A 24191-nucleotide genomic window follows, 5' to 3' on the forward strand; every position below is an offset into this window, starting at 1 on the left:
TCAATGCCTTGAGTAACGACTGGAAAGGACACATCACATCCCACGCGAAATGCATCTCAAGACAGCGTCCACCTCACGTCAGGGAAATCTCTGATGAAACTCTAGCCTATAGCTACTTGACAAAGGAAACCTGCATCGATCACCTATCCCTTGACGTCATGGCATCCAACTTTCCATCCGCATCCTCAGGAAAGACAGAAGCGAGCAAGTAGCTGCCCAAACAAGTCAGCGAGAGTCCTGCGATCTGAATGCATAACCAGTTCTGCCATCGATAACGCCACACTCTGGGGTGGGTGCCATTTATTGGACAGATCTGGCCCCTGACATCGTTAACTCCGGGCGGGAGGAACCGGGTGCGATGTTCAGTGTTGATGTGTGGAATGTTGCGTTGGATGCTCAGAGCACGGCATCCAGAGGTCACCCATGGCGTGCACGCCCTCGCAGCCCAGCTCACGCGCTTTCTGAAGGGCCACCTGCCGGCTCGGGTAGGCCAGCAGCTGTTTCTGCGGCGCCCCGCTGCTGTGGTGTTGATGGCCACTGCCAGGGGTCAGCGACCAGATCCCCATGGCACTGACACCGGCCACCACCACCCCCATCCCCACCACGCAGGCATTGAGCACACCCATGCCCACCACTCCGATGCTGATCACCCCCATCGGCACGACGCCGATGCTCACCACCCCCATCGGCACGATGCCGATCGAAATGATGCCCAGGGGCGCCACCCCGAAAGCGATCCGCTTGGGCTTGTCGCCGCACTGGGCCATGGGAGTGCCTGGCCTCAGTGGGAGTGCGAGGAACCCTTGGCGCCACCATGCTTGGCGCAGGGCATCCACAGATCTCCCATCTTGTGGGCGCCGGTGCAGTTGAAATGCAACTTGGCGGCCTTCTCCGCTTCTGCCTGAGTGGCGTACATCGCCGGGACGCCGCCAGAACCGGCGGCTGGAGCGGCCAGGCCGGCGGCGGAGAACAGGAGGTTGGCTCCGATCGCGGCTGCCGCCCGAACTGGCCACGGACTTGAAAGGATCGACACGGGACGGGTGCGAGCGCAGGCTGGCCTGCTGAGCACCCACCCTAGCGAATGTCTCTAGTAATGCACGAAAGCTGGAGACTCTCCATCGGCTTCCCTCGCTTTGTGGAGCCTCCTAGGCTGGTGAAGCTTCTACCCAATGGAGGGTTCTTGCCTTGGCCCGCCAGGGATCCCAATCAGCAAGCCCTGCTCCCAGTCTTCGCATCGGCGAGGTAGCCAGGCGCACCGGCCTGCCGGTGAAGACGATCCGTTATTACTGCGATGAAGGCCTGCTCCAGCCCAAGGATCGCTCCGCAGGTGGATACCGATTGTTTGATGAGGAGAATCTCGCTGAGCTGGCGATCATTCGAGCCCTGCGGGCGATGGACGTCTCGATTCCCGAGTTGGCGAGGATCCTGGAAGTGCGGCGAGCTGGTGTCTGCAACTGCGATGTTCTGAAAGACAGCATTGCGGCAAAGATGGAATCGATCAACCTGCGGATTGGTGAGCTCGCCGCCATGAAAGACGAGCTGGCACGTCTGCTCAGCAGCTGGCAGGACTGCGGAGGGTCCAAGCTGCAACGTTGAGCCGTGGGCTTGCGTTGTCGCGACTTGTCAGCCGGAACAACCTGGTGGCACTACACAACCAGGCAAAGACTCGGCGACTTTGCCTCGTCAACAACCAATGTCTGCCATCCAACAGTATGCACCAATACAGATGGTGCAGCAAGCTTCCAGGCATTGCTGGATACAAGCTCTACGCCCCTGCTACTTCAGCAACTGTGTCAATACAGCAACTGCCAGGAGTACCGCTGCCAACAGGTCGGCTTCAACGGTTGCAACCACCGCCTCCGGAGGTCAAGCGGCAAGGAGAGAGGTCGGATCGGTTTGGACCCCAACGGAAACCAGCCTGCACCAGTGAACCGACCCACCACGGAGTGACATGCCAATTCAGTTCTGCACTAGAAAGTGCGCGAAGAGGCTTCTGAGAATCTCTGCAGAAGCGGGACGATTCAGGTTGAACTTGGTCAATCCATGTTTTCCTGCAACCCGGAATGACACCGCTAGCCAAGATATGGCTGGAATTGTCTTTCTGTTGAGCCTCACAGGGTGGCGACAGGAGGCCCGAAACGTTGTTCAGCAGCTTCCTAGGGTCGGCTTCAGCGCTTGGTCTTGGGCCCCTCTCGCGCAGCAGGTTAATGCGAGATTTGCTCGGATTCCATTCGAGGGTTCAGGAGGCCCGAGCCGAGCCGGCCTGATCAGAGCCTCCGACGCTGGCCGAGGGAGCCCCTCGGCGGATGAGCCGCGTGGCAAAGCGGAGATGGGTTGACACATGTGAGCAGAGCTCGTATCGTCTGAGCGTGAGCTTTGCTCACACTCTAATCCCCGCCAGGAGCCAAGCGATGGCACTGCCAGAACTGACCAGCACGCACCACACTCTGCTGACGCTCAACACGGGCGACCTACCCGTGTACAAGGACGTTGTCCCGAATGTTCCGGGTGTTGATATACAGCCGTTGTTCCTGGACACTCACAATGGAGTCTGGGTCCTGCGTATGGTTTTTCACCCAGGAGTCGTACTGCCAACGCACTACCACACAGGAACCGTGCACCTTTGGACGCTCTCAGGGCAATGGAACTACATCGAGTACCCCGATCAACCACAAACAGCAGGCAGCTACTTGTTTGAACCAGGGAGTTCCGTTCATACCTTCAACGTGCCTGCTGACAACAAGGAGCCTACAGAGACATTAATGGTTGTCAACGGCTCGAACATCAACTATGACAACGATGGAAAATATCTCAATATCCAGGACGCCAGCTCTATTGAGCTGATGGTCGGTCAACTGAGCCGCGAACGCGGACTGGAACCAGCCAGATACATCAAGCCCCCTCAGCCACGATACACACGTTGACGTTATCGACGACCACGAGGCGCGACCTTGTTTCCCTGGCTGCTTGAATCCACGCGATCAAGTCGTTTAGCGCTGATTCGCTCAACGTAGTGCAGTGTCTCTTGAGATCGCTGCTTTTCAACGGGATCATGCGGTCGTCGCGTGATCCCTCCAGTCAGGCCAGTTGATGTCCCAAGAGCTCCATGATAGAGGCTAAACGCAGAGACTTTGGCTGGCGATGGCATCGGGACTACGCAGCCGAGAATCTATAGAGCTGTCCCACAAGAGAACATAGCAAATCTAACTGTTGTGTCCAGCCCTGGAATGATGCCTTACGCCGCAACAATGCAAAAAATGTGCAGAGACTCCACATCTGGACGGCATTACGGCGGGCAGGGGTGATTCGCGAATTCTCGCCAGGTGAGATCCATACCCACCCCATCACGATGGGCTTGTCAACGTTCCAAACTTAGATAGCCCAAAGCAAGCCTCTTGATCTCAGTAACCATTCGGATTCGCTGATCAGGCTCTTGCAGGCGGGAGAGCCAGATCAGCGGTGTGACGGCTTTGACCAGGACGAGGGCCATCATCTCCATATCTTCCGTGGATGGGCTGGAGCCCAGGCTCTTGCCGTCGCCGATGTCGCGCCCGGCGAGTGATGCGGCGAGGTCAACGATGAGCTGCGCGTCGGCGGTGTCCTCGGTCTCTTGAAGTTCCGGTATTGAGCCCTGAGCTTCCATGAAGATCGCGTGATACCCGGGGTAGTCGTCGAAGAAGCGAGACGTGATGTCGATCAGACGGCTGACGTACTCCGATAAGGACAGCTGCATCAGTTCGGTGTTGTCGACGAGGGCAAGCCTCTCGTGGAGAAGACGGTTGTACCGCTCCATCAGCAGGAGAACGATCCCCTTCTTGTCGGAAAAGAACTGATAAAGCGAACCGATCGGCACCTGGGCCTTTCTGGCGATTTCGTTGGTGGAGGTGGAGCTGAAGCCCTGGGCCACGAAAAGCTCCTCTGCCACGTCAAGGATGTGATTGACGCGCTCCTGGCTGCTGGCTTGTTGCGGCTTTCTGCGGATTCCACTGACACGGGACGGTCGGCTGGTCATGGGCTCCCCTTCGAACAGATCAGTACTGGAGTCATACTCCCCGCCCGGCGCTCGGGTTGCCCCTGATTCGGCAAGGCCCGTCGCGCTTGACAGATGTGAGCAAAGCTCGTATGGTTTGCGGCATGAGCTCAGCTCACATTCTTCAAGCCTCTGCGGACCCCTCCCCATGCATGACCTCCTTCTCGGCCTTGAGAGCGCCCCGTGGCTCTCGGACCTCCTCTCCCTCGGCGACTTTGCGCTGTTCGACAGCGCCCTGCCCGCCGTAGTCATCTACGCCCTGATCACCGTTCCCTTCTTCTTTGTCTTCTGGGTCTGGCGCCGGCAGGCGGTTCAGCCGCGGCGGATCCAACCACAGCAGCGCAGCAACGCAACCCAATGGACAAGGGAGATTCGCCAATCACTGTCGAGCGTGGTGATCTTCACGCTGATCGACGTGGCGATCTATCTTGCCGATCGATCTGGCTTCACAACGATCTATCAGCACATTGGTGACCATGGCATCGCCTACCTGGCGGGCACTGTTGTCTTGATGATTGTGATCCAGGACACATTCTTCTACTGGGCTCACCGGCTGATGCATTGGAAGCCCCTGTACCGCTGGAGCCACAGGGTCCATCACGAAAGCATCGACACCAGCCCCTTCACGGCTTACTCGTTCAGCCTCGTTGAAGCCGTTGTGGAAGGGATTCCTAACATGATTTTTCCCTTTCTCTTCCCAGTGCACTGGTCGGCGCTGATTATCTATCAGGTGCTGTCACTGATCATGAATGTGATCGGACACCTGGGCTATGAAATCATTCCCGAGAGCTGGAGCGGCCACTGGTTGCTGAAGTGGAAGACCCCCTCCACGCACCACAACATGCACCACTCCCATGTGAATGGGAACTACACCCTCTACTTCCGATTCTGGGATGTGTGGATGGGCACGGAGTTCAAGGAGTATCCGCAGAAGTTGAAGTCTGTCTACGAGCGGATCCGCCAGCACCGGCAGGCCGCTGAAGAGAGCGCGACCCCGGACGTCCAACTGCAACTCACGGTGCCATCCGTTGGTGCCTCCATCCCGGAGACTGCCGCATGAACGCCAACAGTGTTGCCCAGGTCATTCAACTCGTTATTGCTCCTTCAGTGATGCTGTCAAGCTGCATTGTCTTTCTGAACCTGACCCTGGGACGATACCTGAAGATCAGCGACCGCCTTCGCGGCATGGCAAGAGAGCGAATTGACATTCTCAACAGGTACGACCCTCAGGATCATGCTTATCGTGATGGCCTGAGCCTGATCGACAAGCAATTGATTCAGCTCGCGGATCGCTATTCCTCTCTCCAAAAGGCGAGTCTGGCGCTCTACGTATCGATCGTCCTGTTTCTGCTCACCATGATGGCGATCGGAATGTCGATCAGTCTGTACCCCCTTTTCTTCTCTTTCCTGGCGATGGCGATGTTCTTGCTTGGATCGCTTGCCCTCTTGGCCGCCATCATCCTTGCCATGTCGGAGGTTTCGGTCTCCCACCGAGCCGTACGAGCGGAAGTCCGGTGGGCCATGTCTCTGAAGCCAGACCATCAGGAGGCCGCGTAGCTTCTCAACCCCGACGCGTTGAAGTTGCCACAGCCAACTAGCCCGAACCTCGTACTCCAGCGAATGGGCTAGTGAAGACTCTTCCGCTCCCCTTTCCGTTCTTCTTCCATTGATAACACCATGACGACCCAACAGGAATCCAGAGTCGTAAGGCTGACCAGTGCAGATCTTGACTGGGCAACCGACCTGCTATGCGCAGTCTTCCATACTGAACCGCCCATGAGCAACCTCTTCGCTGGAGGGCGACGCGAAAGTCAGACCAAAGAGTTCGTGCGTTGTGCCTGCGCCTATGCGCTCGATTCTGGCGAGGCGTATACCACCAATACCCGCCAAGGTGTCGCTCTCTGGCTCACCCCTGGGAAAACCACAATCAGCCTCCGAACCATGGCGCGCACAGGATTGCTGCTTGCACCCTTTCGGCTTGGTCTCGCCACCCTGGCAAGGGTGATGGGCTTCATGCAACACACGGACACCATGCACAGGCAGTCTGCAACGACTCCTCATTACTACCTCCTGATGCTTGGTGTTCATCCTCAGGCGCAAGGCAAGGGTGTTGGCAAGATCCTCATGAATCACATGCTTGAACGTGCCAGTCAGGAGTCCACACCTGTCTACCTGGAAACCCAAAGTGAGCGCAACCTGGATCTGTACCGCCGCTTTGGCTTCCATGTCACCAACGAAGAATTGGTTCCTGGAATTACGGGTTTGAAGAACTGGGGAATGCTGCGAAGCGCCGCCTGACCCTGCGATCACACACCACCCGACAACCCACCTCCATCCACCACAAGGAGTACATCCATCATGGCAACACTAGCAACGTCAGATCAGCCGATTTTCGACACGATCATCGTCGGAGCAGGCCTTTCGGGGCTGTACGCAGCCCGTGTGCTTTCAAGGGCTGGGCAGCGCGTGGCAGTGCTGGAGGCACGCGATCGGGTGGGTGGGCTCACCTACTCCCAATACAGCGAGTACCTTGGCGAGCACATTGACCTGGGAGGTGCCTGGCTCGCCGACAATCATGCTCGCATGCATGAACTTGTTCGTGAATTTGGTGTGCCGTTGATTCGACAGTTCAAGACTGGTCAAGAAGTGGCAGTTGATGGGAAGACATGTCTTACCGGAGATGTCGGTAGTTTTCCCGGGAGAGAAGCGGCCCTGCCGGAACTCGAGGCCGCCATCGCCAAGCTGGAAGGGGCCCTGTCTGGTATCGACATTGATGCGCCCTGGACCCATCCGATGGCCGAAGTGTTTGATGCCATCACCTTTGCCACCTGGCTTCAGCAGAACGTAGAGACACCAGCCACGCGCGAACTTCTGGCGATGAGCACAAATGCCTACTTTGGGGTGATGCCAGGAGAAGTGTCCTTCCTCGAAACTCTGCATCTGTTGAAAACGTGCGGGGACATCATCTTCATGGGAGATACCCTCACCGGTGGTCAAGCCGCCCACATGATGGGCAGCCAGTTGGTCTCTGAGGGGCTGGCCGCCACCGTCAACGGGGTTGTTTCGCTCCAGTCTCCCGTGCGCCGGATCATTCAGAACGATCAAGGCGTCGTCGTGGAGTGCCACGCTTCCACCTGGCAGGGGAAAAGGGTGATCTGTGCACTGCCACCGGTGATGATCAATCGGTTGGAGTTTGAGCCACCGCTTCCCGCCTACCGGCGTGCGTTTCATCAACGCTGCCCCATCGGTCGCTACACCAAGGCCATCCTTGCTTACGAAACACCCTTCTGGCGTGAGCAAGGGCTGTCGGGAATCGCCACAAGCCTCGATAACGGTATGACTGGAATCTTTGACCTTGGCGATACCGAGTCGAAGCATGGTGCGATTTCGATCCTCTTTGGCGGTGAGCCATCGCTTCAACTCGAGGACGTGAGCGTTGTAGAACGCGACCAAATCATTCTCGATCAGGTGGCCTCTGCCCTCGGCGAGCCTGGACGCCACCCCGTCGAGGTGGTGGTTCAGCAGTGGGTCAACGAACCTTGGTCGCAAGGCGGGGCCTGCTCCTACATGACGACCGGGACCCTCACGACGATCGGCAATTGCCTCTGGCAACCCTGCGGCAGGATTTACTGGGCCGGCACCCATCAATCGCGCGTATGGCGTGGGTATATGGAAGGGGCCTGTGCCGCGGGTGAAGCTGCAGCGAATGCCGTGTTGGCCGCGTCGGAAGAGGACAGGATTCCCATCGCGTGACACGTCCAGGATGTCCTCCAGCATCGTTGACGAAGCCTCCCCAGGCTTAATGCTTCATCGCCGTTGATCGCTAAGTGTGTAGTGCTACCAGTCGAGTGCTGCGCACTTCAAAGTCTGACTGAAATCCAAGAGAACACGCAAATGACTACATTCATGAATCCTTCAAGCGTTCATTCGCCAATGGGATACAGCCACACGGCCGTGGTATCCGCTTGTACAGAACTGGTCTTCATATCTGGCCAGGTTGGCATCAAACCGGATGGATCAGTTCCTTCGACGCTCGAGGAGCAGTCTGTCCAGATGTTCAACAACATCAAATCCCTACTTCTTGCCCATGGATTGGATTCTTCGTCGATTGTCAAGATGACTCTGTTTGTTGTGGTCGGTCAAGACATCCGGGTTGTTAGCAGCGCTAGCGCCCACCTGCTTGGCGATCACAAGCCCACTTCAACTGCAGTGTTCATTTCTCAACTAGTTGATCCAAGTCTGCTTGTCGAATGCGAGGCCATCGCAGCCAAGCCTACAAGGTAGTAGCTCGCACAGCCAAGCGGTGTGGCCTAATCATTCGCTCAATCTGAACCATTGCAACATGCGGGTTAAGTCTCGCCACTTCATACTTTTCCTCTAGCCACTTGCCGCAATGGTTCTGGCATCTCAAGCGCTGGGTGCTCACTCATCAGCTACTGTCTGCTCTGGAATCATGCGGTCGCCGCATGTGTACTCTGGCCAGTCCTATGTGATTGCAAAGAGCTCACCGGTGGGGTGCTTAAGAATAGGCCTCGGCAAGTGATGGGGCCGAATGTCTCAACCGTTACGTACCTGGGCCCAGTGGCGATCGCATTGAAGCTGGTGGCAACTGACCCTTGGCCCTCGAACATCGCCTTAGTCATCTGAAAGATGTGGTTGGTCTGTGCCAACGTCTGGCCTGATGGGGCTCGCGGCGGATGGCGCAGGGTTAGGAGGCTGCTGAAAATCCCATCCAGCCGCGGGAGAATGACGCAACCGCACTGAGCGGATGCGCGGCAACCAGGAGAGGATCGGCCCTCTGTTCTCCTACGTCTCTACCGAGGACCGAATCCCCAAGGCTCATTCCCTGCGGCAGGTGCGGCAGTTGGCGGATCAAGCACTCGATCGGCTCAATACAACCTTCCGCCGGCTGTACTCCGAGGGTGGCAGGCCCTCAATACCTCCTGAGCAACTGCTGCTGGCCTTGTTGCTGCAGGCGATCTACGGCATCCGCTCCGAGCGGATGTTGATCAAGCAGCTCGATTACAACCTGCTGTTCCGCTGGTTTGTCGGCCTCAACCCTGACGATCCGGTGTGTCACCCCACTTCATTCACCAAGAATCCCGACCGCCTGCTCAATGAGGAGCTCATGGCTCGGTTCCTGGAGCTGCTGCTGCTGGCCTCGCCGGCGGTCAAGCCGCTGCTGAGTTCCGAGCACTTCTCGGTGGATGGCACCCTGCTGCGGGCCTGGGCCTCCCACAGCTCCCTGGAACGGATCGACGGGAGTGACGACGATCCACCACCGCCCAGTGGAGGCAATGGCTTTGGCTCGGCTCCCGCAAAATGGAAGAAAAGAGCAACGGGTGATTTCCGAGTGTTGCTGCTCTCCAACCAGACCCATCGCTCCAGCAGCGACGAGGAAGCCCGGCTATTCCGCAAGTCGAACAGCACTGGGGCCTACCTCAGCTATCTGGGCCACTGCCTCATGGACAACCGCCACGGCCTGGTGGTGACCAGTGAGGTGACCCCAGCGGACGGTTATGGGGAGCGGGCGGCAGCACTGCGGATGGCGCGGTCAATCCAGGGTGCACACCAGAAGACGCTGGGCGCCGATAAGGGCTACGACACCCGGGATTTCGTGGCCGGCATCCGCTTTGCAGGGATCACGCCCCATGTGGCCCAGAACATTCAGGCCCGCCGCCGCTCCGCCATCGACGGCCGCACCGTTCGGCATCAGGGCTACAGCAAGTCGATCAACGCCAGAAAGCGAATCGACCAGGTGTTTGGCTGGATCAAACAGGCCGCCGGCCTGCGGCAGCTCAAGGTCAGAGGTCGATCTCGGGTGGGGGCGGTGTTCCGGTTGCATGTGGTGGGCTACAACCTGATCCGCCTGGCCAACCTGCTCAGCTCGCGGGAGGCCATGGCATAAAACGAGCAGTGAGGGGCGCACGGGGTCGATTTAATGCTCCGCGAGAGGCACAGAGGCCAAAAGGAATGGCCCGATCAGCCGATCGAATGTCCCAGATGGCGCCGGCCATCGCCGGCGGAAGCGGGACCAGTGCGGTAGCACTCGGTTGGGCCGCTATTTCAGCAGCCTCCTAAACCTCACCCACAGCTACTCACAGCTTTTCCGCTAACACCCAGAGCCCACGTCGGGCACAAACAGACTAAGCAACGCCTGAGCGGATTCCAGCTGGTGCTGCTCCACGAACCTGTTCACCACCCTCTGAGGCTCATTCACCAGCGCAGTTCCGCACCCGGATAGGTCTCCACCAGGGTCGCCAGCCCGAATTCCAGGCCCTTCGACTTGTGAGCGGTACACAACGACATCACCCCTTCCGCCGGCTGTTCGACCGCCCACGACCGCACCGCTGCGATCTCACCGGGCAGCTCATCGGGCCGTTCATGCCGCTCCAGCATGGTCATCCAGGCCTTCAGATCCAATTAGTCCTGGCTGGCGCAGCACACCTGCAAGGCCTCGTTGTCCTGGAAGATCGCCAGGAATGGACCAACCGGCGAGCTCAACCACGCACGCACCCGGTTGTCATCCCCGCCAGATCGGCGGTTCTTGCCGCCAGCGCACCGTGTCCGAGAGCAACCGCAAACTCACATACCCAAAACCCACGCCCCCCGCAGACAGGCGATTCTCAGAACCCTTCCGCCGCAGGCGATCTCACCGATGGGGGCAGGGGGACTTGAACCCCCACAGCCTTGCGGCCTACGGATTTTAAGTCCGCTGCGTCTACCGGTTCCGCCATGCCCCCGCGTACTGATCCTAGATTTGCCGCACCCTGCTACCTGTTCCGTGCCTTTGCCCGGGTTTCTCAGCACCCTGCCGCTTGACACCCTGCTGGTGCTCGGTGCCTACCTGCTGCTTGGCGGGGCCTATCTGGTGGTGGTGCCGCTGGTGCTGTTCTTCTGGATGAACAAGCGCTGGATGGTGATGGGCAAGATCGAGCGCACGGCCGTCTATGGCCTGGTGTTCCTGTTCTTCCCGGGCATGATCGTGTTTTCGCCCTTCCTCAACTTCAGGCTTGCCGGCCAGAGCGAATGACGCGCGGCCAGGCATTGCTGCTGGGTCTTGGCGTGTTCGGCCTCGGTGGCCTCGGCTACTGGGGCTTCAAGGCGGCCGGCTTTGAGGGTTTTTCGGCCGGCATCGCCGCCGAGGCGGTCCTGATCCTGATCGTGCTCGGCTGGACGGGCAGCTACCTGCTGCGGGTGGTCACCGGCAAGATGACCTTCATGGAGCAGCGCCGCCAGTACCGCGCCGGCTACGACGCCATCACTGCCGAGCAGCTCCAGAAGGAGTTCGACGCACTCAGCCCTGCCGAGCAGGAGCGCCTGCTGCGTGAGATCGGCCAGCTCAAGGACGACGCCAGCCTTTGAGCCACCGCGGCTGAGGCATTGGGCCCAGGGCTTGCTGGGCCGTCCTGCCAGCGACCCCATAGGCTCACGGCCAGAGCGTGCAGGATCCGGCTCCGAATGAGCGCCACCCCGTCCAGCAATGTCGCCGCCGGCGGCACCACGGCCATCCAGGCACGGTTCAGCCAGCTGCAGGCGCAGGGCCGTTGCGCCTTGATGCCGTTCCTGATGGCTGGTGATCCGGATCTGGCCACCACCGCCGCCACCTTGCTCGCCCTGCAGGCAGCCGGCGCCGACCTGATCGAGCTGGGCATCCCCTACAGCGATCCGCTGGCCGATGGTCCGGTGATCCAGGCAGCCGCCAGCCGTGCCCTCGCCGCCGGCACCACGCCGGGCAAGGTGCTCGACATGCTCACCGGCCTGCGCGGTCAGCTCACCACCCCCCTGGTGCTGTTCACCTACAGCAACCCGCTGCTCAACCGCGGCATGGAAACCTTCTGCCGTGAGGCCGCCGCTGCCGGCGCCGCCGGCCTGGTGGTGCCCGATCTGCCGTTGGAGGAAGCGGAGCGGCTCTCGCCGATCGCCGCGGCGGAGGGGCTTGATCTGGTGCTGCTGGTGGCACCCACCACCCCATCCGAGCGCATGGGGCGCATCGCCGCCGCCAGCCGGGGCTTCACCTATCTGGTCAGCGTCACCGGGGTCACCGGTGTGCGTGCGGCGATGGAAATGCGCGTGGGCGGCCTGGTGCAGCAACTCAAGGCCATGGGCCCCACGCCGGTGGCCGTGGGCTTCGGCATCTCCGGGCCGGAGCAGGCCCGCCAGGTGCGCGATTGGGGCGCCGATGGCGCGATCGTGGGCAGCGCGCTGGTGAAGGTGATGGCAGCGGCAGCGTCCGCTGCGGAGTCGGTGCCGGCGGCGGCAGGTGCCTATCTGACCGGCCTGCGCCAGGCCCTCGACAGCTGAGCGCCCTGCCCATGCCCCCCCAGCCGCTCGATCTGCCCTTCTCCGAAGCCTGCGAGCGCAACAAGCAGCCGCTGCTGGAGGCTCTGCGCACATGGCTGCCCCAGCCCCCCCACCGGCTGGCACTGGTGCTGGAGGTGGGCTCGGGCACCGGCCAGCACGGCGTGCATTTCAGCCAGCACCTGCCCGTGCGCTGGCAACTCAGCGACCGGCCTGAGCACCTGCCGGGGCTGCGGCGGCGCCAGGCGCACGCCAGCGCCGACGGCGCGCCGGCCGTCGGCCAGCTGCTGCCGCCGCTGCAGCTGGATGTGACCCAGCCCGACTGGCCGGCCGGTCCGTTCGATGCGGTGTTCAGCGCCAACACCGCCCACATCATGCCGGCGGCGGCCGTGCCCGCTCTGTTCGCCGGCAGTGCCCGGGTGCTGGCTGCGGATGGGCTGTTTCTGCTTTACGGCCCCTTCCACGACGGCGGTGTGCACACCAGCGACAGCAATGCCGCCTTTGACGCCCACCTGCGCGCGATCGATCCCGCCATGGGGGTGCGCGACAGCCTGGAGCTGCTCGCCTGCGCCAGGGCGGTGGGTCTGCTGGCGGCCGCAGACCTGCGGCTTCCTGCCAATAACCGCCTGCTGGTGTTCCGCCGTTCTCCCGCCGGCGCCTGAGGCGCTGGCGTCCGGCTCAGGCCGGTCCGTCGAGCACGAAGCGGTAGCGCACGTCGCCGCTGCGCAGCCGGGCGATGGCGGTGTTGATCTCGTGCATGGGCAGGCTTTCCACCTGGGGTTGGATGCCGTGCCGCGCGCAGAACTCCATCATCTTCAGCAGGCTGGCGGGTGAGGAGGTGGGGCTGCCGGTGAACTGGCGCCGTCCGGCGATGAACGGGAGCACATTGAAGGGGATGGGCTCCAGCGTCACACCGAGCTGGTGCAGCCGGCCCTTCGGTGCCAGGGCGTTCACCACCGCGTCCCAATCCAGCGGTTGGTTGGTGGTGTTGATGATCAGGTCGTAGCGGTTCGGCGTGGTGGCCAGATCGCCCAGCAGCTGGATCTCATGGGCCCCGAAGCCGCGCGCCTCCTCCGCCTTGGCGGGGTTGGTGGTGATGGCGGTCACCTGGCAGCCCCAGGCGCGGGCGAACTGCAGCGCCATGTGGCCCAAACCGCCGATGCCGATCACGCCCACATGGGCGGTGGGGGAGACGGCCTCGTCGATCAGGGGCGCGAACACGGTGATGCCGCCGCAGAACAGGGGGCCCGCCAGGGCTGGATCGAGGCTGTCGGGGATGGGGATCAGCCAGTCCTGCTGGGCCTTCACATGGCTGGCGAAGCCGCCGCTGCGGCCCACCACGCTCGCCTCCAGGTCGGCGCAGAGGTTCTGATCCCCCCCGAGGCACAGGGCGCAGTGGCTGCAGCTTCCGGCGATCCAGCCCAGGCCGCGCAGCTGGCCGATCAGCGTTTCCGGCACCCCTTCGCCCACCGCCACCACCCGGCCCACCGCCTCATGGCCGGCCACCAGCGGATAGCTGCTGATCCCCCAGTGGTTGTCGAGCATCGACAGATCGCTGTGGCACAGGCCGCAGTGCAGCACCTCCAGCAGCGCTTCGCCGGGGCCTGGAGGCAACAGCTCGGCGCTGCTGCGCTGCAGCGGGGCTCCGGCAGCTTCTGCCTGCCAGGTGGTGATCTGCATGGAGCGTCCGTTGGCGTTGTTGACCCCAGCATGGCGATCTGCGCGGGACTGGGAGCGGCCGTGGCCGGATCGCCATCAGGTTCGCCTCTTGGCGTGCTGATCGCTGGCCGCCTGGATCGCTGGTGGATGGGCCGTGTGGGTCATCCGGGTTGCTTTTGGATCGCCAGCTGAGGCGCGATGGTCTGGTTGGCGCCTACCTCCGCGCGCTGAGGGCTGCGCCTTGTTTTCTGCTCCTAACGTGAGGGGATGCCTGCGATCACCCAGGGTTGCCATACGTCCGGCTCGGCGGCGGCGCTGCCGGGCGGGGTGCGCCAGGTGGCCTTGATCGGCATGCCCAACACCGGCAAATCCACCCTTTACAACAAGCTCACCGGCGGCCGCGCCCATGTGGCCAACTGGCCGGGCCTCACTGTGGATCTGCTGCGCGGTGAACTGCCCAGCGATGCCTTCGGCAACGACTACCAACTGGTGGATCTGCCCGGCATCCATGACCTCAAAGGCAGCAGCGAAGACGAGGCGATCGTGCGCCGCTATCTGGCCACAGCCCCGCCGGATCTGATCGTGCTGGTGATCAACACCAGCCGCGCCGCCACCCAGCTGCGCCTCGCCCTGGAGCTGCGCGCCACCGGCCTGCCGTTCATCGTGGCGCTCAACATGAGCGACGAAGCCGCGCGCTTCGGCGTGAAGGTGAACGCGGTCCGCCTCAGTGAAGACCTGCAGGTGCCGGTGGTGCCGATCAGCGCCCGCAGCGGTCGCGGGGTGCCGGATCTCCTCTATCAGATTCATCGCCTGGAGGCGACCACCTTCCCGCCCCCGGCCCGGCTCGAGCCCGATGCACTCGACGCGCGCCTGCAGGCGTTGTCAGCAGCCTGTGTGCAGGCACCGCATGGCCTGATCGACCGGCTCAGCCACCGCATCGACCGCTTCCTGCTGCATCCGGCGGTGGGGGTGCTGGCGTTCCTGGTCGTGATGCTGGCCATGTTCCAGGCGATCTACGCGATCGGCACGCCACTGCAGGAGCTGCTCGGCACTGCCGCCGATGCAGTGGAAACCCGGCTGCTGTTGCCGCTGCTGCAGTCGCTGAGGCTCTCGCCCTTCCTCGTGCACCTGGCCACCGATGGGCTCTGGCTCGGGCTCACCACGGTGGTGAGCTTCATGCCGATCATCTTCCTCTTCTATCTGATGATCTCCCTGATCGAAGACTCGGGCTATCTCGCCCGCTCCGCCTTCCTGATGGACGGCTTCATGCACTGGCTCGGCATGGATGGCCGCAGCTTCGTGCTGCAGATCATGGGCTTCGGCTGTAATGTGCCGGCGATCATGGGCACCCGGGTGATCCGCGACCGCCCCCGGCGGCTGCTGTCGATGCTGGTGATCCCGTTCTCGCTCTGCCAGGCGCGGCTGGCGGTGTTCGTGTTCATGGCTAGCGCCTTTTTTGTGCGCCCCTGGTGGGCGGCGGGGCTGGTGGTGTTCGGCTTCTACGTGATGAGCTTTGTGGCGGCGGTGCTCACGGCACTGCTGTTCAAGCACGTGTACCGCGGCCGCGAAGGGTTCGTGCTTGAGCTGCCCCCTTACCGCACCCCCAGCCTCGACACCATGCTGCAGCGCGCCTGGCAGCAGATGGTGAATTTCTTCTTCACCACCCGCCAGTTCATCGTGATCGGCGTGATCGCCGTGTGGCTGCTCAACAACCTGCCGCCGGGCGTGGATCCGCTCTCCGGCCTGTCACTGTCTGGAATGATCGGACGCATCTTCCAGCCGCTGCTCGGGCCGATCGGCATGAACCCCGCCCTCACGGTGTCGCTGATCTTCGGTTTCGTGGCCAAGGAAATCCTGCTGGGGGCGATGGCGGTGATCTATGCCACCAGCCAGGCGGGCCTGGGCGGAGCGTTGGTGCAGGCGATCACGCCGCTGCAGGCCGTCAGTTTCATGATGTTCACGCTGCTCTACACCCCGTGCCTGTCCACGGTGGCGGTGCAGTGGCAGGAATCGCGCAGCCGCGTGTTCGTGTTGGTGTCGCTGGCCTGGTCGTTCACGCTGGCCTGGGTGATGGCCCTGCTTACCTATCAGGGCGGCCTGCTGCTTGGTCTGGGCTGAGCGGATCAAGCAGCCAGCGGTCGGATCGCCATCTCCGCAGCATCACTGCGCCGCAGCATGAATTCCACCTGCCCGCAACGCACATGCAGCAGACCGCCGGGGAAGCCACGGCGCAGCACCTGCACTTCGGAGCCCGGCCGCAATCCCATCGCCCGCAGGCGGTCGTGGAGGGAGGGGAGCTGGGGCAGCGTGACCAGCACGACGACCTGACCGATCGGCGCGGTTGCCAGCGTCATGGTGGTGGACTGGAAGCGTTGTTCAACGTAGGAGGTGGGATGGCAGCACAACAGCCTGCCAACCGGCCGTCGCGGCGTGGTGACCGCCCCACCAAGATCTGCCCGGTGTGCGGCAGGCCGTTCCAATGGCGCCGCCGCTGGAGCGCCGTGTGGGAGGAGGTGCGGTATTGCTCCGAGCGTTGCCGGCGGCGGCGGGGCGGCACAGTGGAGCCTGCAACCCGCTGACCACGGCGATGGCGAAATTCGTGCTCTGGGGCACCTACTGCGAGGACGCCCTCACGCGGCGCACCCCCTTTCGGCAGGAACACCTTGACGGCCTGCACCGCCAACATGCGGAGGGTGTGCTGCTCACGCTCGGACCCACCGAAGGCAGCACCCATGTGTTCGGCCTCTATGAGGCGGACGCCCTGGAGCAGGTGGAAGCGCTGGTGCACGCCGATGTGTATGCCCGCGAGGGCATCTGGACCGAGGTGCAGGTGTACCCGTGGATCCAGGCGATCGGATGACGTTGCGACCGTGAAGCGCGGAGGGGTTGCGTTCGCCGCCTGAGCGCGCTGTTCCTTCAGCCCACGGGAGGGGCCGGTTTCCAGTCGCGCAGGGCCTGCTCCCACACCCAGGCCGCCACCAGCTGGTCGCCGCCGTCGCCGAGCACCTTGGCGTAGCCGCTCATCTGGCCCTGGCCGGTGGCGGCGATCCTGGCGATGGCGTCGGGGCCGTCGATGCCCTGGCGCTGCAGCGCGGCCAGCTTCAGGGTTTTGCCGCGCCGCAGGATGTTGCCGCCGTTGATGTGACACCCCACGCAGTGGTTCTCGAACAGCTGGGCGCCGCTGGCCTGCAGGGTGGGGGTGTCTCCCCAGGCCGGACGGGGCCACCAGGCCAGCAGGATCACGGCGAAAACCACCAGCCAGGCCACCAGCCGGAGCCGCCTGAGGGCGGCGGGGCCGGGGTCAGAGGGGTGGGCGCAGGGAAGTGGCATGGGTGGCGGCGCCAGGGACGGGTGGATCAGTCGTCGGCCTCGACATCTTCGCTGCCGGCGGGGATCAGCCGGATCTGCTTGCGGCCCAGCTTGATCTCGAATTCGTCGCCGGGTTTGAGATCCAGCATCGCGGTGTAGGCCTTGCCGATCAGCAGGTTCCCATTGCCTTGCACAGTGGCGATGTAGCTGAGCTTGCGGCCACCTTTGCCCATCTTGCTGGTGGCACCCAGATCCACACCCTTGGCCTCCAGCAGCGCCTCATAGAAGGCTGTGAAGTTGAGGCGGTCGGAGCCATCCTTCTTGGTGGAAACATAGCCACAGGCGCGAACGATTTCGGATTTCCCGACGTCGCCCATCTCCTTGACCTTGGCCAGCAAATCTGCTCCTTTGATCATGAGATCTTCTCCGTTGTACGTGCCTTGCGCTCTACAACTTACACGATGGATCGATCGCATGCGATCACCATCGCCTCACTCTGCGATTTCACGCTGGCCAGATCGTGCTTAAAGATCAGCGCCTCGAAACGCCTCGGGAGTACGCCCCGGTCCGTCAACAGTGGCCATGTGATGCCGATGGAGGCCCGCCACTTTGTGCTGAGGTGTCCATCGGCCGGCTGCGGATCCGGCACCAACCCACAGCTTCAGCATGGCAGCTTCGTCCTCTTCTCCTCGTCAACACTCAGGCATGGGTGAATAACTGGGAAGATAACGAAACCCATGGCTGCAGCGAATGTACACTTCGTTCCCCCTCGCTTTAAGGCACGGCGCTTTTGCCAGGCTGCAGCCGTGCTGATCCGTCGTCTCACTCCCGACGATCACACCGCCGTCATCGAGGTGTATCGCGATGCCGTGCACACCCAGGCCCCTGCGCTTTACAGCCCGCAACAAGTGGCGGCCTGGGCAGGTCTGCCGCTCAACCGCCCGGACTTCAGGCTCACTCTGGAGCGGGGATTCGGCTTGGTGAGTGAGGGTGAACCCTCCGGCACCGATCCCGTGCCGCCCATCGAGGCGTTCGCCGTGCTGGAGCCGCTGGATCGCGTTTCGCTGTTGTACTGCCGCGGCCGTTCCTGCCGCCAGGGCCGGGCCGGCGCCCTGCTGCAGGCCCTCGAAGCCCTGGCCCGCACCGCTGGGGTGGCCTCCCTGCGCACGGAGGCCAGCTTCATCTCCCGTCCGCTGTTTGAGCGCCAGGGCTGGCAGGTGATGGCGATGGAGGATCTGGAACTGGGAGGGGTGTCGTTCCGGCGCTCGCTGATGCACAAAACCCTCGATTCCGCCCCGCCGGGATGATGGACAGGTTCAGCGTCAGGGTCCATGGCCGAAAGCGATCTGCAGCAGTTCCGCGCCAAGGTGAGCCAATTGGTGGCCTTCGTGGCCCTCAGCGACGCCGACCCCGACGTGGAGCAGGCCCTGCGCGATTGCAGCAGCCATCACGAGGTGGTGGCACTGGCCCGCCGCCACGGCTTTGAGATCGGCCGCCGCTGGGGCGAACACCTGCCGCCTGCCGTTCCGGGTGCCGACAATCTGCTGGCCAGCACCTGTCCGCCTATGGGTGAAGAGCGGCTGGATCTGCTGCTCGACAGCCCCGATCTACGGCTGGAGCGGATCCATTCCTGCGCCTGGTCCACCCCTGCCGGGCAGTGGCAGAGCCAGGCGCTGGAGGAGTGGGTGCTGGTGCTGCGCGGTGGCGCCCGCCTGGCCTTCGCCGATGAACCCACCAGCCGGGAGCTGGTGGCTGGCGACACGCTGCGGATCGCCCCCGGACGGCTGCACCGGGTGGAGGCTACGGATCCTGCTCCGGGAACGCTCTGGCTGGCGTTGCACTGGCGTTCAGGGTTGTGATCTCCGCGCGGCGCACCAGCCAGTAACCCCCCGACAGCGACAGCACGGCCAGGCCGAGACCCACCAGCAGCATCGGCTTGTCTTCCGAACCCGGTGGCAGCACGATCACCTTTCGCGCCACGGCCGTGAGCGCCGTGATCAGCACCAGCTCGATCTGCACCACGTGATGGCGCAGGTAGGCGGTGACGTTCTGCAGCACCTCGAGGGCGATCAGCAGCGTGAGCAGATCGCCGAGCAGACGGATCAGGTCGTCGCCCAGCCAGCCTGTGTTGGGATCAATGAATTGCTGGATCACCGCACCGACGAACTGGACGGCGGCCGCCAGCAGCACGATGCAGAGAATCAACGAGAGCACCTTGGCAAGTTGGCGCTCGAATCGGTCAACGAGATGGAGGAAGGCCTCGTCTCCCGCTTTGCCACGGCTCCAGCGCATCAGTTACCGAAGGGGGTGAACTGGGGTTTGGCGCGCGTGTCGCCAGGAGGGTTCTCGATCTTGGTGTCACAGGTGACCGAGCCATCGGCCGCCGTGACGCAGTTGGTGGGCACGATGCGGGTGGCGGGACCCACGTTGCTGCCCGGACCCAGCAGGTAGCCCTCGCGCTGGGCGAAGGCCGGGACAGCGCCAAGGCTGCCGAAGCTGATCAGGGAGCCGCTGACGAGCAACATCAGCGATCGGCCCATGGCTGGGCCGGTTGGTGGACGACGGGGGGGCAGCATCGGAGGGAGGTGAATGCTCCCACTCTGCCTGCGGGGATCAGTTCTCGCCGTCCTGCAGGATTTCCTGCAGCAACAGATCCAGCTGTCCATCGAGCTGCTCATCCGGACGGCCCTCCAGTTGCTCACCCAGCCACTGCTCCTCAATGGCGCAGAGCTGGGCGGCGAGCCGGGCCAAGCCCTCCTCCTGCTCCAGCCGCTGCAGTTCTTCGAGCAGCACGGGCATGCGGATGGAACCGGCCCGCAACGCCCGGCGCAGATCCGACTGGGTGCGGCCATGGTGACGCATCCATTCCTTCAGGAAGGTCTGCAGATCCTCCAGTTGCGGGGAGGTGAAGGAGGCCATCAACGGGTGGGCGGGAACCAGCGATCCAGTTTGCGGCGTGCCCGTGACCGGATATCCGGGGTGAGGTGGCTACCGGTGAGCCCCAGCAGGGCGGTGAGCGCCACCAGATCATCGCTGAAGCCGGCCACTGGCACGAAGTCAGGGATGAGATCGAGGGGGAGCAGCAGGTAGGTGAGTGCCGCCAGCATCGTGAGGCGCACCTGCGGCGGGGTCTGGCCATCGAGCAGCAATTCCAGACATTCCAGTGCGGGCAGAGCGATCGCTCGGCCGGCGCGCCGCAGAAGCCGCTGCAGCAGCCCCTCATCCACCACGCTGCTTTCGAGCACCTGTGCATCCACGGTGCGGTCGGCATCGCCGGAACCATCGGCATTGAAGCCGGAAGATTCAAAACGAGCGTCGCCTGGGGTGGCTTCTCCTGGCGTCATCACTCACTCCCAAGCACCGAATCTGTTCATCATCGCGGCCACGCTTCCAGAGTTCCAGGGCGGACTTCTTGCTGGAGAGGACGGTGATCACGGCCTAGGCCACGCCCGCCAAGCCTGCTTGTGTGCCGGCCTTGCGCAGTTTGCGCAGGGCGCGTTGCACCACCTGGCGGCAGTATTCGCGGCTGCAGCCCAGTTGGCGTGCCACTTCGGCAAGGGTGCGCCACTCGTGCTGCGCGTCCAGCCCGAAGCGCAGGATCACCACCGTGCGCTCCCGTTCTGTCAGCTGGGCCACTTCGAGCAGGTTCCAGGCGATGGCGGCCCGCTCCTCCTGCTCGGCCCGCTCCATCGGTGGCACTTCATTGCTGGGCAGCACATCCACCAGCTCGGAGGGATCCGCCTTTGATTTCACAATGCCCTGCAGGCTCACGGTGACACTGCGCAGTTCGCAGCCCAGCAGCTCTTCCACATCGGCAACGGGAATGTCCATGCAGGCGGCCAGCTCGCGCGATGTGGGCGTCAGGCCATTGAGCTGCAGCAGCTGCGCCTTGGCGGCCCGCAGCCGTGTGAGTTTCTCGTTGACATTCACCGGAATCCGGATCATGCGGCTCTGGGTGGAGAGGGCCCGGTTCAGGCCCTGACGAATCCACCAATAGGCATAAGTGCTGAAGCGGTGGCCGCGGGTGGGGTCGTACTTCTCCACCGCCCGCGCCAGGCCGATCGTGCCCTCCTGGATCAGGTCGAGCAGGTCAAGGCCCTTGCCCTGGTAGCGCTTGGCCAGGTTCACCACCAGGCGCAGGTTGGCGACGATCATCTGCTCCTTGGCGCGCATTCCATAGCGGACCGTGCGTGTTTCGATGCTCGTGAGCGGGGTGGGTTCGCCGTTGCGTCGGCTTGCGCCGCAACGTTCTTCGATCTCCACCATGGCCTGAACCTTGCGGCCGAGCATGAGTTCCTGCGCAGGGCTGAGCAGTTGATGTCTGCCGATCTCGCCAAGAAAGGCACTGAGTGAGCTAGCCATATGTTCCTGATATCTGTTTCGACCCTACGGTGCTTTTGAAGATAAAAGAGGAGCTATAGAAAGACTTCCAGTTTCTCAGGTTCCAGTGGTAATTATGGGGCTGTTCCGTTCCGTTATCCCTGCCTGAATCTGCCCCTAAATGATGGTGAAACACAGCAAGGTGCGGCGGATCTGCTGCATATTGAGTTGTCGTTGCGTCCGCTTGCCCTGGCGTTGCGGGCGATCGGCGGCGTCAGGCCGCTACCGTCCCCGCAGATTTGAACCCATTGGCGATGCTCGCCTTCGCACCGCTCCTCTCTGCGCACCTGGCCCCGCTGCCCGCCTTCGTGTTTCCCACCGGCGTGCTGCCCAGTGCCGGTGTGGCCTATCTGCACTACATCAGCGTGATGCTGTGCTTCGGCGCGCTGGTGCTGGAGCGGCGCCTGATCCGGGCGAACCCCAGCAAGGAGGTGGCCACCACCCTGGTGATCACCGACATCGTGTACGGCATTGCGGCGCTCACCCTGCTGCTCAGCGGCATCCTGCGGGTGCTGCATTACGGCCAGGGGGCCGATTTCTACACCGAAAACCCGGTGTTCTGGTGGAAGGTGGGTCTTTACCTCGCGGTGGGTGGCCTTTCCCTGTACCCCACCATCACCTACATCCTCTGGGCCCTGCCGCTGCGCAAGGGGGAGTTGCCCGAGGTGAGTGAGGCCCTGGCAGGCCGTCTGCGTTGGATCCTCAATATCGAGCTGGTGGGCTTCGCGCTGATTCCACTGCTGGCCACCCTCATGGCCCGCGGCGTGGGCCTGGCGGCCTGAGCTGGGGCGTCCCGTGCGGCTTCGGCCCTGCCGGCTGCGGCGCTTCCTGGTCCAGGCGCTCGCTGCTTGCCTGGTCTGGCCAGCCGGCCAGGTCACCGCTCTTCCCCTCCCGGATTCGGGGTCGTGGCGGGCAGCCCGGGTGGATCTCCCTCCAGTTCAAGTGGGCGAGGTTTCAGGCCGGGGCCCGGCGCCTGCTGCCCTGGATCCCAGCACCGATTGCCCACCGGCGCTAGCCGCACGGCCATGGCGGACTGGCCCAGCCGCCACTGGCGGTACGGACACAGCCGCCGGCCTGCAGGCCGTTCCGCCCCCACCTGATCCAGCAGCTTCCTCCCTCTCCGCGCAGCCCCCAGTGGGCTACAGCCACCGGCTGACGCCCACGCCCGCCGGTTGGGCGCGCCTGCCGCGCTGGTGCGTCTGGGTGGAGCCTGCCGCTGCCCCTGGAGCCATTGCCCCCGCTGCGGCGGCGTCCCTGGAGAGTCGCTGGCAGCAGGCGGTGAACGCGGCGCTGGCCAGCTGGGCGGAGGAGCTGGTGATTGTGCGGGTAACGGATCCGGCGCAGGCGCAGGTGCTGGTGCGGCGTCAGCGGCCGCCGCTGCGGGAGCTGGGCGGGCGCCTGCGTGCCAGCCACGGGCGCGCCTCGCTGCAGGTGCTGGAGGTGCAGCGGGCCGGTCGCTGGCGGCTGGAGCCGCGGGTGGAGGTGCTGATCAGCCCGGGGCAGCGTCAGCTGGCCATTCAGGCCACCGCCCTGCACGAGCTGGGCCATGCCTTCGGCCTCTGGGGCCACAGCGACGATCCGGCCGATGCCCTGGCGGCGGTGCCCGGCCGCCAGCCAGTGCTGGCGCTCACGGCCCGGGATCGGGCCACCCTGCGCTGGCTGCAGGCCCAGCCCAGCCGTTTCGGCCAGCCGCTGCCTGCACCGGCTGCCGCGCCGGTCCCCGTTCAGCCGTGACGCCGGGGCGCCCCCCGGCGTTTGGCCAGCACCTCCAGCACCCGGCGCCATTCGACCCCGTGATGGGCCAGCGCCACCTGCAGGTGAAAGATCAGGTCGGCGGCCTCGCCGGCGATGCCGGCGGCATCGTCGTCCTTGCAGGCCATCACGAATTCAGCGCTTTCCTCGCCGATCTTCTTGAGGATGCGGTTATCGCCCCCCTCCAGCAGCTTGTTGGTGTAGCTGCCCGCTTCCGGCTGCTCGCGCCGCGCCACGATCACCCGTGCCAGCTCGGTGCAGGCATCGGCCGGCGGCGGCAGCGCCACAGCCGGCGCCGCCGCCTGCGCGTGCGGCTCGCCGTCGGCAAAGAAGCAGCTGCGCGCCCCGGTGTGGCACGCCACCCCGCCCTTCTGCTCGATCGTCAGCAGCAGCACGTCGGCGTCGCAGTCGTAGCGGAGGCCGCGCAGCGTCTGGAAGTGGCCGCTGGTGGCTCCCTTGTGCCACAGCTCCTGGCGGGAACGGCTCCAGTAGTGCACCTCGCCGCTGGCCAGGCTGCGCGTGATCGCTTCCCGGTTCATCCAGGCCACCATCAGCACCGCCCCATCCAGCCAGTCCTGGGCCACGGCCGGAATCAGGCCGGCGGCATCGAAACGCAGCTGATCGATCCAGGCCGGCTCCACGAGGGGCGCTTCGATCTGAGTGGCTGGCCCGCCACCGGCCGCTGTGGGCGGCGCAGCGGCAGCATGGCGTTCCTCCATGGTGGTGTCCGCGCTAGACCTCGCGGCGGGGCGAAAGGATC

At 63.5% G+C, this 24191-nt stretch carries 33 protein-coding genes and 1 tRNA gene; 19 read left to right on the top strand and 15 right to left on the bottom strand.

Features of this window, described 5'->3' with window-relative positions; translation table 11 throughout:
• Positions 1 to 362: 362 nt before the first annotated feature.
• A complete protein-coding gene (locus ACWJI3_RS00710) occupies positions 363 to 767 on the bottom strand; it encodes a hypothetical protein (RefSeq protein ID WP_480202504.1) in 405 nt (134 codons plus the stop codon).
• A gap of 14 nt (positions 768 to 781) precedes the next feature.
• Positions 782 to 916 (bottom strand): DUF3721 domain-containing protein, encoded by a 135-nt coding sequence (locus tag ACWJI3_RS00715; RefSeq protein ID WP_480202978.1) that lies wholly within the window; start codon positions 914 to 916, stop codon positions 782 to 784.
• A 269-nt stretch (positions 917 to 1185) separates the two neighbouring features.
• Between ACWJI3_RS00715 and ACWJI3_RS00720 the strand changes: the two genes are divergently transcribed.
• On the top strand, positions 1186 to 1596 hold the full coding sequence (locus tag ACWJI3_RS00720; protein WP_480202505.1) for a MerR family transcriptional regulator: 411 nt from the start codon (positions 1186 to 1188) through the stop codon (positions 1594 to 1596).
• An 815-nt stretch (positions 1597 to 2411) separates the two neighbouring features.
• On the top strand, positions 2412 to 2924 hold the full coding sequence (locus ACWJI3_RS00725; RefSeq protein WP_480202506.1) for a 2,4'-dihydroxyacetophenone dioxygenase family protein: 513 nt from the start codon (positions 2412 to 2414) through the stop codon (positions 2922 to 2924).
• Positions 2925 to 3358: 434 nt separating this feature from the next.
• Here the strand turns inward: ACWJI3_RS00725 and ACWJI3_RS00730 are convergent, their stop codons facing one another.
• Positions 3359 to 4012, bottom strand: a complete 654-nt coding sequence (locus ACWJI3_RS00730; protein ID WP_480202507.1) for a TetR/AcrR family transcriptional regulator — start codon at positions 4010 to 4012, stop codon at positions 3359 to 3361.
• Positions 4013 to 4178: 166 nt separating this feature from the next.
• Here ACWJI3_RS00730 and ACWJI3_RS00735 point away from each other — a divergent pair, with 166 nt between their 5' ends.
• From ACWJI3_RS00735 to ACWJI3_RS00760, 6 genes are all read left to right on the top strand, one after another.
• Positions 4179 to 5090, top strand: coding sequence for a sterol desaturase family protein (locus ACWJI3_RS00735; RefSeq protein ID WP_480202508.1), 912 nt, complete (start codon positions 4179 to 4181; stop codon positions 5088 to 5090).
• Positions 5087 to 5587 carry a DUF2721 domain-containing protein gene (locus ACWJI3_RS00740; protein ID WP_480202509.1) on the top strand — a complete coding sequence of 167 codons (501 nt, stop codon included), beginning with the start codon at positions 5087 to 5089 and terminating at the stop codon, positions 5585 to 5587. Before ACWJI3_RS00735 ends, ACWJI3_RS00740 begins: the two co-directional genes overlap by 4 nt.
• Before the next feature lie 219 nt (positions 5588 to 5806).
• Positions 5807 to 6328 carry a GNAT family N-acetyltransferase gene (locus ACWJI3_RS00745; RefSeq protein WP_480202510.1) on the top strand — a complete coding sequence of 174 codons (522 nt, stop codon included), beginning with the start codon at positions 5807 to 5809 and terminating at the stop codon, positions 6326 to 6328.
• A gap of 60 nt (positions 6329 to 6388) precedes the next feature.
• A complete protein-coding gene (locus tag ACWJI3_RS00750; protein ID WP_480202511.1) occupies positions 6389 to 7783 on the top strand; it encodes a flavin monoamine oxidase family protein in 1395 nt (464 codons plus the stop codon).
• A gap of 180 nt (positions 7784 to 7963) precedes the next feature.
• Complete coding sequence (locus ACWJI3_RS00755; RefSeq protein WP_480202979.1) at positions 7964 to 8314, top strand: RidA family protein; 351 nt, start codon at positions 7964 to 7966, stop codon at positions 8312 to 8314.
• 484 nt (positions 8315 to 8798) lie between these two features.
• Positions 8799 to 9938: an IS5 family transposase gene (locus tag ACWJI3_RS00760; protein WP_480202512.1), complete on the top strand. Its 1140-nt coding sequence runs from the start codon at positions 8799 to 8801 to the stop codon at positions 9936 to 9938.
• 308 nt (positions 9939 to 10246) lie between these two features.
• Here the strand turns inward: ACWJI3_RS00760 and ACWJI3_RS00765 are convergent, their stop codons facing one another.
• Together ACWJI3_RS00765 and ACWJI3_RS00770 are read right to left on the bottom strand one after the other, a co-directional pair.
• Positions 10247 to 10453 (bottom strand): hypothetical protein, encoded by a 207-nt coding sequence (locus ACWJI3_RS00765; RefSeq protein WP_480202513.1) that lies wholly within the window; start codon positions 10451 to 10453, stop codon positions 10247 to 10249.
• 236 nt (positions 10454 to 10689) lie between these two features.
• A tRNA-Leu gene (locus ACWJI3_RS00770) sits at positions 10690 to 10773 on the bottom strand.
• 41 nt (positions 10774 to 10814) lie between these two features.
• Between ACWJI3_RS00770 and ndhL the strand changes: the two genes are divergently transcribed.
• The 4 genes from ndhL to ACWJI3_RS00790 all read left to right on the top strand — a co-directional run bounded on the left by ndhL (position 10815) and on the right by ACWJI3_RS00790 (position 12993).
• The gene (ndhL, locus tag ACWJI3_RS00775) at positions 10815 to 11063 is read left to right on the top strand and encodes an NAD(P)H-quinone oxidoreductase subunit L (RefSeq protein WP_480202514.1); all 249 of its coding nucleotides are present in this window, start codon (positions 10815 to 10817) and stop codon (positions 11061 to 11063) included.
• A complete protein-coding gene (locus ACWJI3_RS00780; RefSeq protein WP_094510934.1) occupies positions 11060 to 11395 on the top strand; it encodes a DUF3007 family protein in 336 nt (111 codons plus the stop codon). The genes ndhL and ACWJI3_RS00780 overlap by 4 nt, the downstream gene beginning before the upstream one ends.
• A gap of 96 nt (positions 11396 to 11491) precedes the next feature.
• The gene (trpA, locus tag ACWJI3_RS00785; RefSeq protein WP_480202515.1) at positions 11492 to 12334 is read left to right on the top strand and encodes a tryptophan synthase subunit alpha; all 843 of its coding nucleotides are present in this window, start codon (positions 11492 to 11494) and stop codon (positions 12332 to 12334) included.
• A gap of 11 nt (positions 12335 to 12345) precedes the next feature.
• Positions 12346 to 12993: a DUF938 domain-containing protein gene (locus ACWJI3_RS00790; protein ID WP_480202516.1), complete on the top strand. Its 648-nt coding sequence runs from the start codon at positions 12346 to 12348 to the stop codon at positions 12991 to 12993.
• Between the two features lie 16 nt (positions 12994 to 13009).
• Here the strand turns inward: ACWJI3_RS00790 and ACWJI3_RS00795 are convergent, their stop codons facing one another.
• Positions 13010 to 14011 carry an NAD(P)-dependent alcohol dehydrogenase gene (locus ACWJI3_RS00795; protein WP_480202517.1) on the bottom strand — a complete coding sequence of 334 codons (1002 nt, stop codon included), beginning with the start codon at positions 14009 to 14011 and terminating at the stop codon, positions 13010 to 13012.
• 246 nt (positions 14012 to 14257) lie between these two features.
• On the opposite strand from ACWJI3_RS00795, the gene feoB reads away from it, so the two are divergent.
• Entirely contained in the window at positions 14258 to 16108 is a 1851-nt protein-coding gene (gene feoB / locus ACWJI3_RS00800) for a ferrous iron transport protein B (RefSeq protein WP_480202518.1), read from the top strand.
• Between the two features lie 5 nt (positions 16109 to 16113).
• On the opposite strand, the gene ACWJI3_RS00805 is transcribed toward feoB, so the two are convergent.
• On the bottom strand, positions 16114 to 16344 hold the full coding sequence (locus tag ACWJI3_RS00805) for a FeoA family protein (RefSeq protein WP_094510929.1): 231 nt from the start codon (positions 16342 to 16344) through the stop codon (positions 16114 to 16116).
• 39 nt (positions 16345 to 16383) lie between these two features.
• Here ACWJI3_RS00805 and ACWJI3_RS00810 point away from each other — a divergent pair, with 39 nt between their 5' ends.
• Together ACWJI3_RS00810 and ACWJI3_RS00815 are read left to right on the top strand one after the other, a co-directional pair.
• Positions 16384 to 16569: a DUF2256 domain-containing protein gene (locus tag ACWJI3_RS00810; RefSeq protein ID WP_094510928.1), complete on the top strand. Its 186-nt coding sequence runs from the start codon at positions 16384 to 16386 to the stop codon at positions 16567 to 16569.
• Positions 16570 to 16577: 8 nt separating this feature from the next.
• A complete protein-coding gene (locus ACWJI3_RS00815) occupies positions 16578 to 16850 on the top strand; it encodes a YciI family protein (RefSeq protein ID WP_094510927.1) in 273 nt (90 codons plus the stop codon).
• Between the two features lie 56 nt (positions 16851 to 16906).
• Here the strand turns inward: ACWJI3_RS00815 and ACWJI3_RS00820 are convergent, their stop codons facing one another.
• Together ACWJI3_RS00820 and ACWJI3_RS00825 are read right to left on the bottom strand one after the other, a co-directional pair.
• Complete coding sequence (locus tag ACWJI3_RS00820) at positions 16907 to 17320, bottom strand: c-type cytochrome (protein ID WP_255099580.1); 414 nt, start codon at positions 17318 to 17320, stop codon at positions 16907 to 16909.
• Between the two features lie 26 nt (positions 17321 to 17346).
• Complete coding sequence (locus ACWJI3_RS00825; RefSeq protein ID WP_094510925.1) at positions 17347 to 17715, bottom strand: AbrB family transcriptional regulator; 369 nt, start codon at positions 17713 to 17715, stop codon at positions 17347 to 17349.
• Between the two features lie 390 nt (positions 17716 to 18105).
• On the opposite strand from ACWJI3_RS00825, the gene ACWJI3_RS00830 reads away from it, so the two are divergent.
• Together ACWJI3_RS00830 and ACWJI3_RS00835 are read left to right on the top strand one after the other, a co-directional pair.
• On the top strand, positions 18106 to 18606 hold the full coding sequence (locus ACWJI3_RS00830; RefSeq protein WP_259729588.1) for a GNAT family protein: 501 nt from the start codon (positions 18106 to 18108) through the stop codon (positions 18604 to 18606).
• Between the two features lie 24 nt (positions 18607 to 18630).
• The gene (locus tag ACWJI3_RS00835; protein ID WP_480202519.1) at positions 18631 to 19158 is read left to right on the top strand and encodes a Nif11 domain/cupin domain-containing protein; all 528 of its coding nucleotides are present in this window, start codon (positions 18631 to 18633) and stop codon (positions 19156 to 19158) included.
• Here the strand turns inward: ACWJI3_RS00835 and ACWJI3_RS00840 are convergent.
• From ACWJI3_RS00840 to ACWJI3_RS00860, 5 genes are all read right to left on the bottom strand, one after another.
• Positions 19100 to 19591 carry a phosphate-starvation-inducible PsiE family protein gene (locus ACWJI3_RS00840; RefSeq protein ID WP_255140037.1) on the bottom strand — a complete coding sequence of 164 codons (492 nt, stop codon included), beginning with the start codon at positions 19589 to 19591 and terminating at the stop codon, positions 19100 to 19102. The genes ACWJI3_RS00835 and ACWJI3_RS00840 overlap by 59 nt on opposite strands.
• Positions 19591 to 19839: a hypothetical protein gene (locus tag ACWJI3_RS00845; protein WP_315855829.1), complete on the bottom strand. Its 249-nt coding sequence runs from the start codon at positions 19837 to 19839 to the stop codon at positions 19591 to 19593. The genes ACWJI3_RS00840 and ACWJI3_RS00845 overlap by 1 nt, the downstream gene beginning before the upstream one ends.
• A gap of 73 nt (positions 19840 to 19912) precedes the next feature.
• Positions 19913 to 20218 (bottom strand): hypothetical protein, encoded by a 306-nt coding sequence (locus tag ACWJI3_RS00850; RefSeq protein ID WP_094510920.1) that lies wholly within the window; start codon positions 20216 to 20218, stop codon positions 19913 to 19915.
• Complete coding sequence (locus tag ACWJI3_RS00855; protein ID WP_480202520.1) at positions 20218 to 20643, bottom strand: YkvA family protein; 426 nt, start codon at positions 20641 to 20643, stop codon at positions 20218 to 20220. The genes ACWJI3_RS00850 and ACWJI3_RS00855 overlap by 1 nt, the downstream gene beginning before the upstream one ends.
• Before the next feature lie 94 nt (positions 20644 to 20737).
• The gene (locus tag ACWJI3_RS00860) at positions 20738 to 21661 is read right to left on the bottom strand and encodes a sigma-70 family RNA polymerase sigma factor (protein WP_255099575.1); all 924 of its coding nucleotides are present in this window, start codon (positions 21659 to 21661) and stop codon (positions 20738 to 20740) included.
• 272 nt (positions 21662 to 21933) lie between these two features.
• Here ACWJI3_RS00860 and ACWJI3_RS00865 point away from each other — a divergent pair, with 272 nt between their 5' ends.
• Together ACWJI3_RS00865 and ACWJI3_RS00870 are read left to right on the top strand one after the other, a co-directional pair.
• Positions 21934 to 22461, top strand: coding sequence for a DUF2214 family protein (locus ACWJI3_RS00865; RefSeq protein ID WP_094511067.1), 528 nt, complete (start codon positions 21934 to 21936; stop codon positions 22459 to 22461).
• A 352-nt stretch (positions 22462 to 22813) separates the two neighbouring features.
• Positions 22814 to 23413, top strand: a complete 600-nt coding sequence (locus tag ACWJI3_RS00870; RefSeq protein ID WP_480202521.1) for a peptidase — start codon at positions 22814 to 22816, stop codon at positions 23411 to 23413.
• Here the strand turns inward: ACWJI3_RS00870 and hisIE are convergent.
• Positions 23404 to 24150, bottom strand: a complete 747-nt coding sequence (gene hisIE, locus ACWJI3_RS00875; RefSeq protein WP_480202522.1) for a bifunctional phosphoribosyl-AMP cyclohydrolase/phosphoribosyl-ATP diphosphatase HisIE — start codon at positions 24148 to 24150, stop codon at positions 23404 to 23406. The two genes, ACWJI3_RS00870 and hisIE, sit on opposite strands and share 10 nt — an antisense overlap.
• Between the last annotated feature and the right edge of the window lie 41 nt (positions 24151 to 24191).

Source organism: Marcopretia estuarina LEGE 06307 (assembly GCF_056633115.1).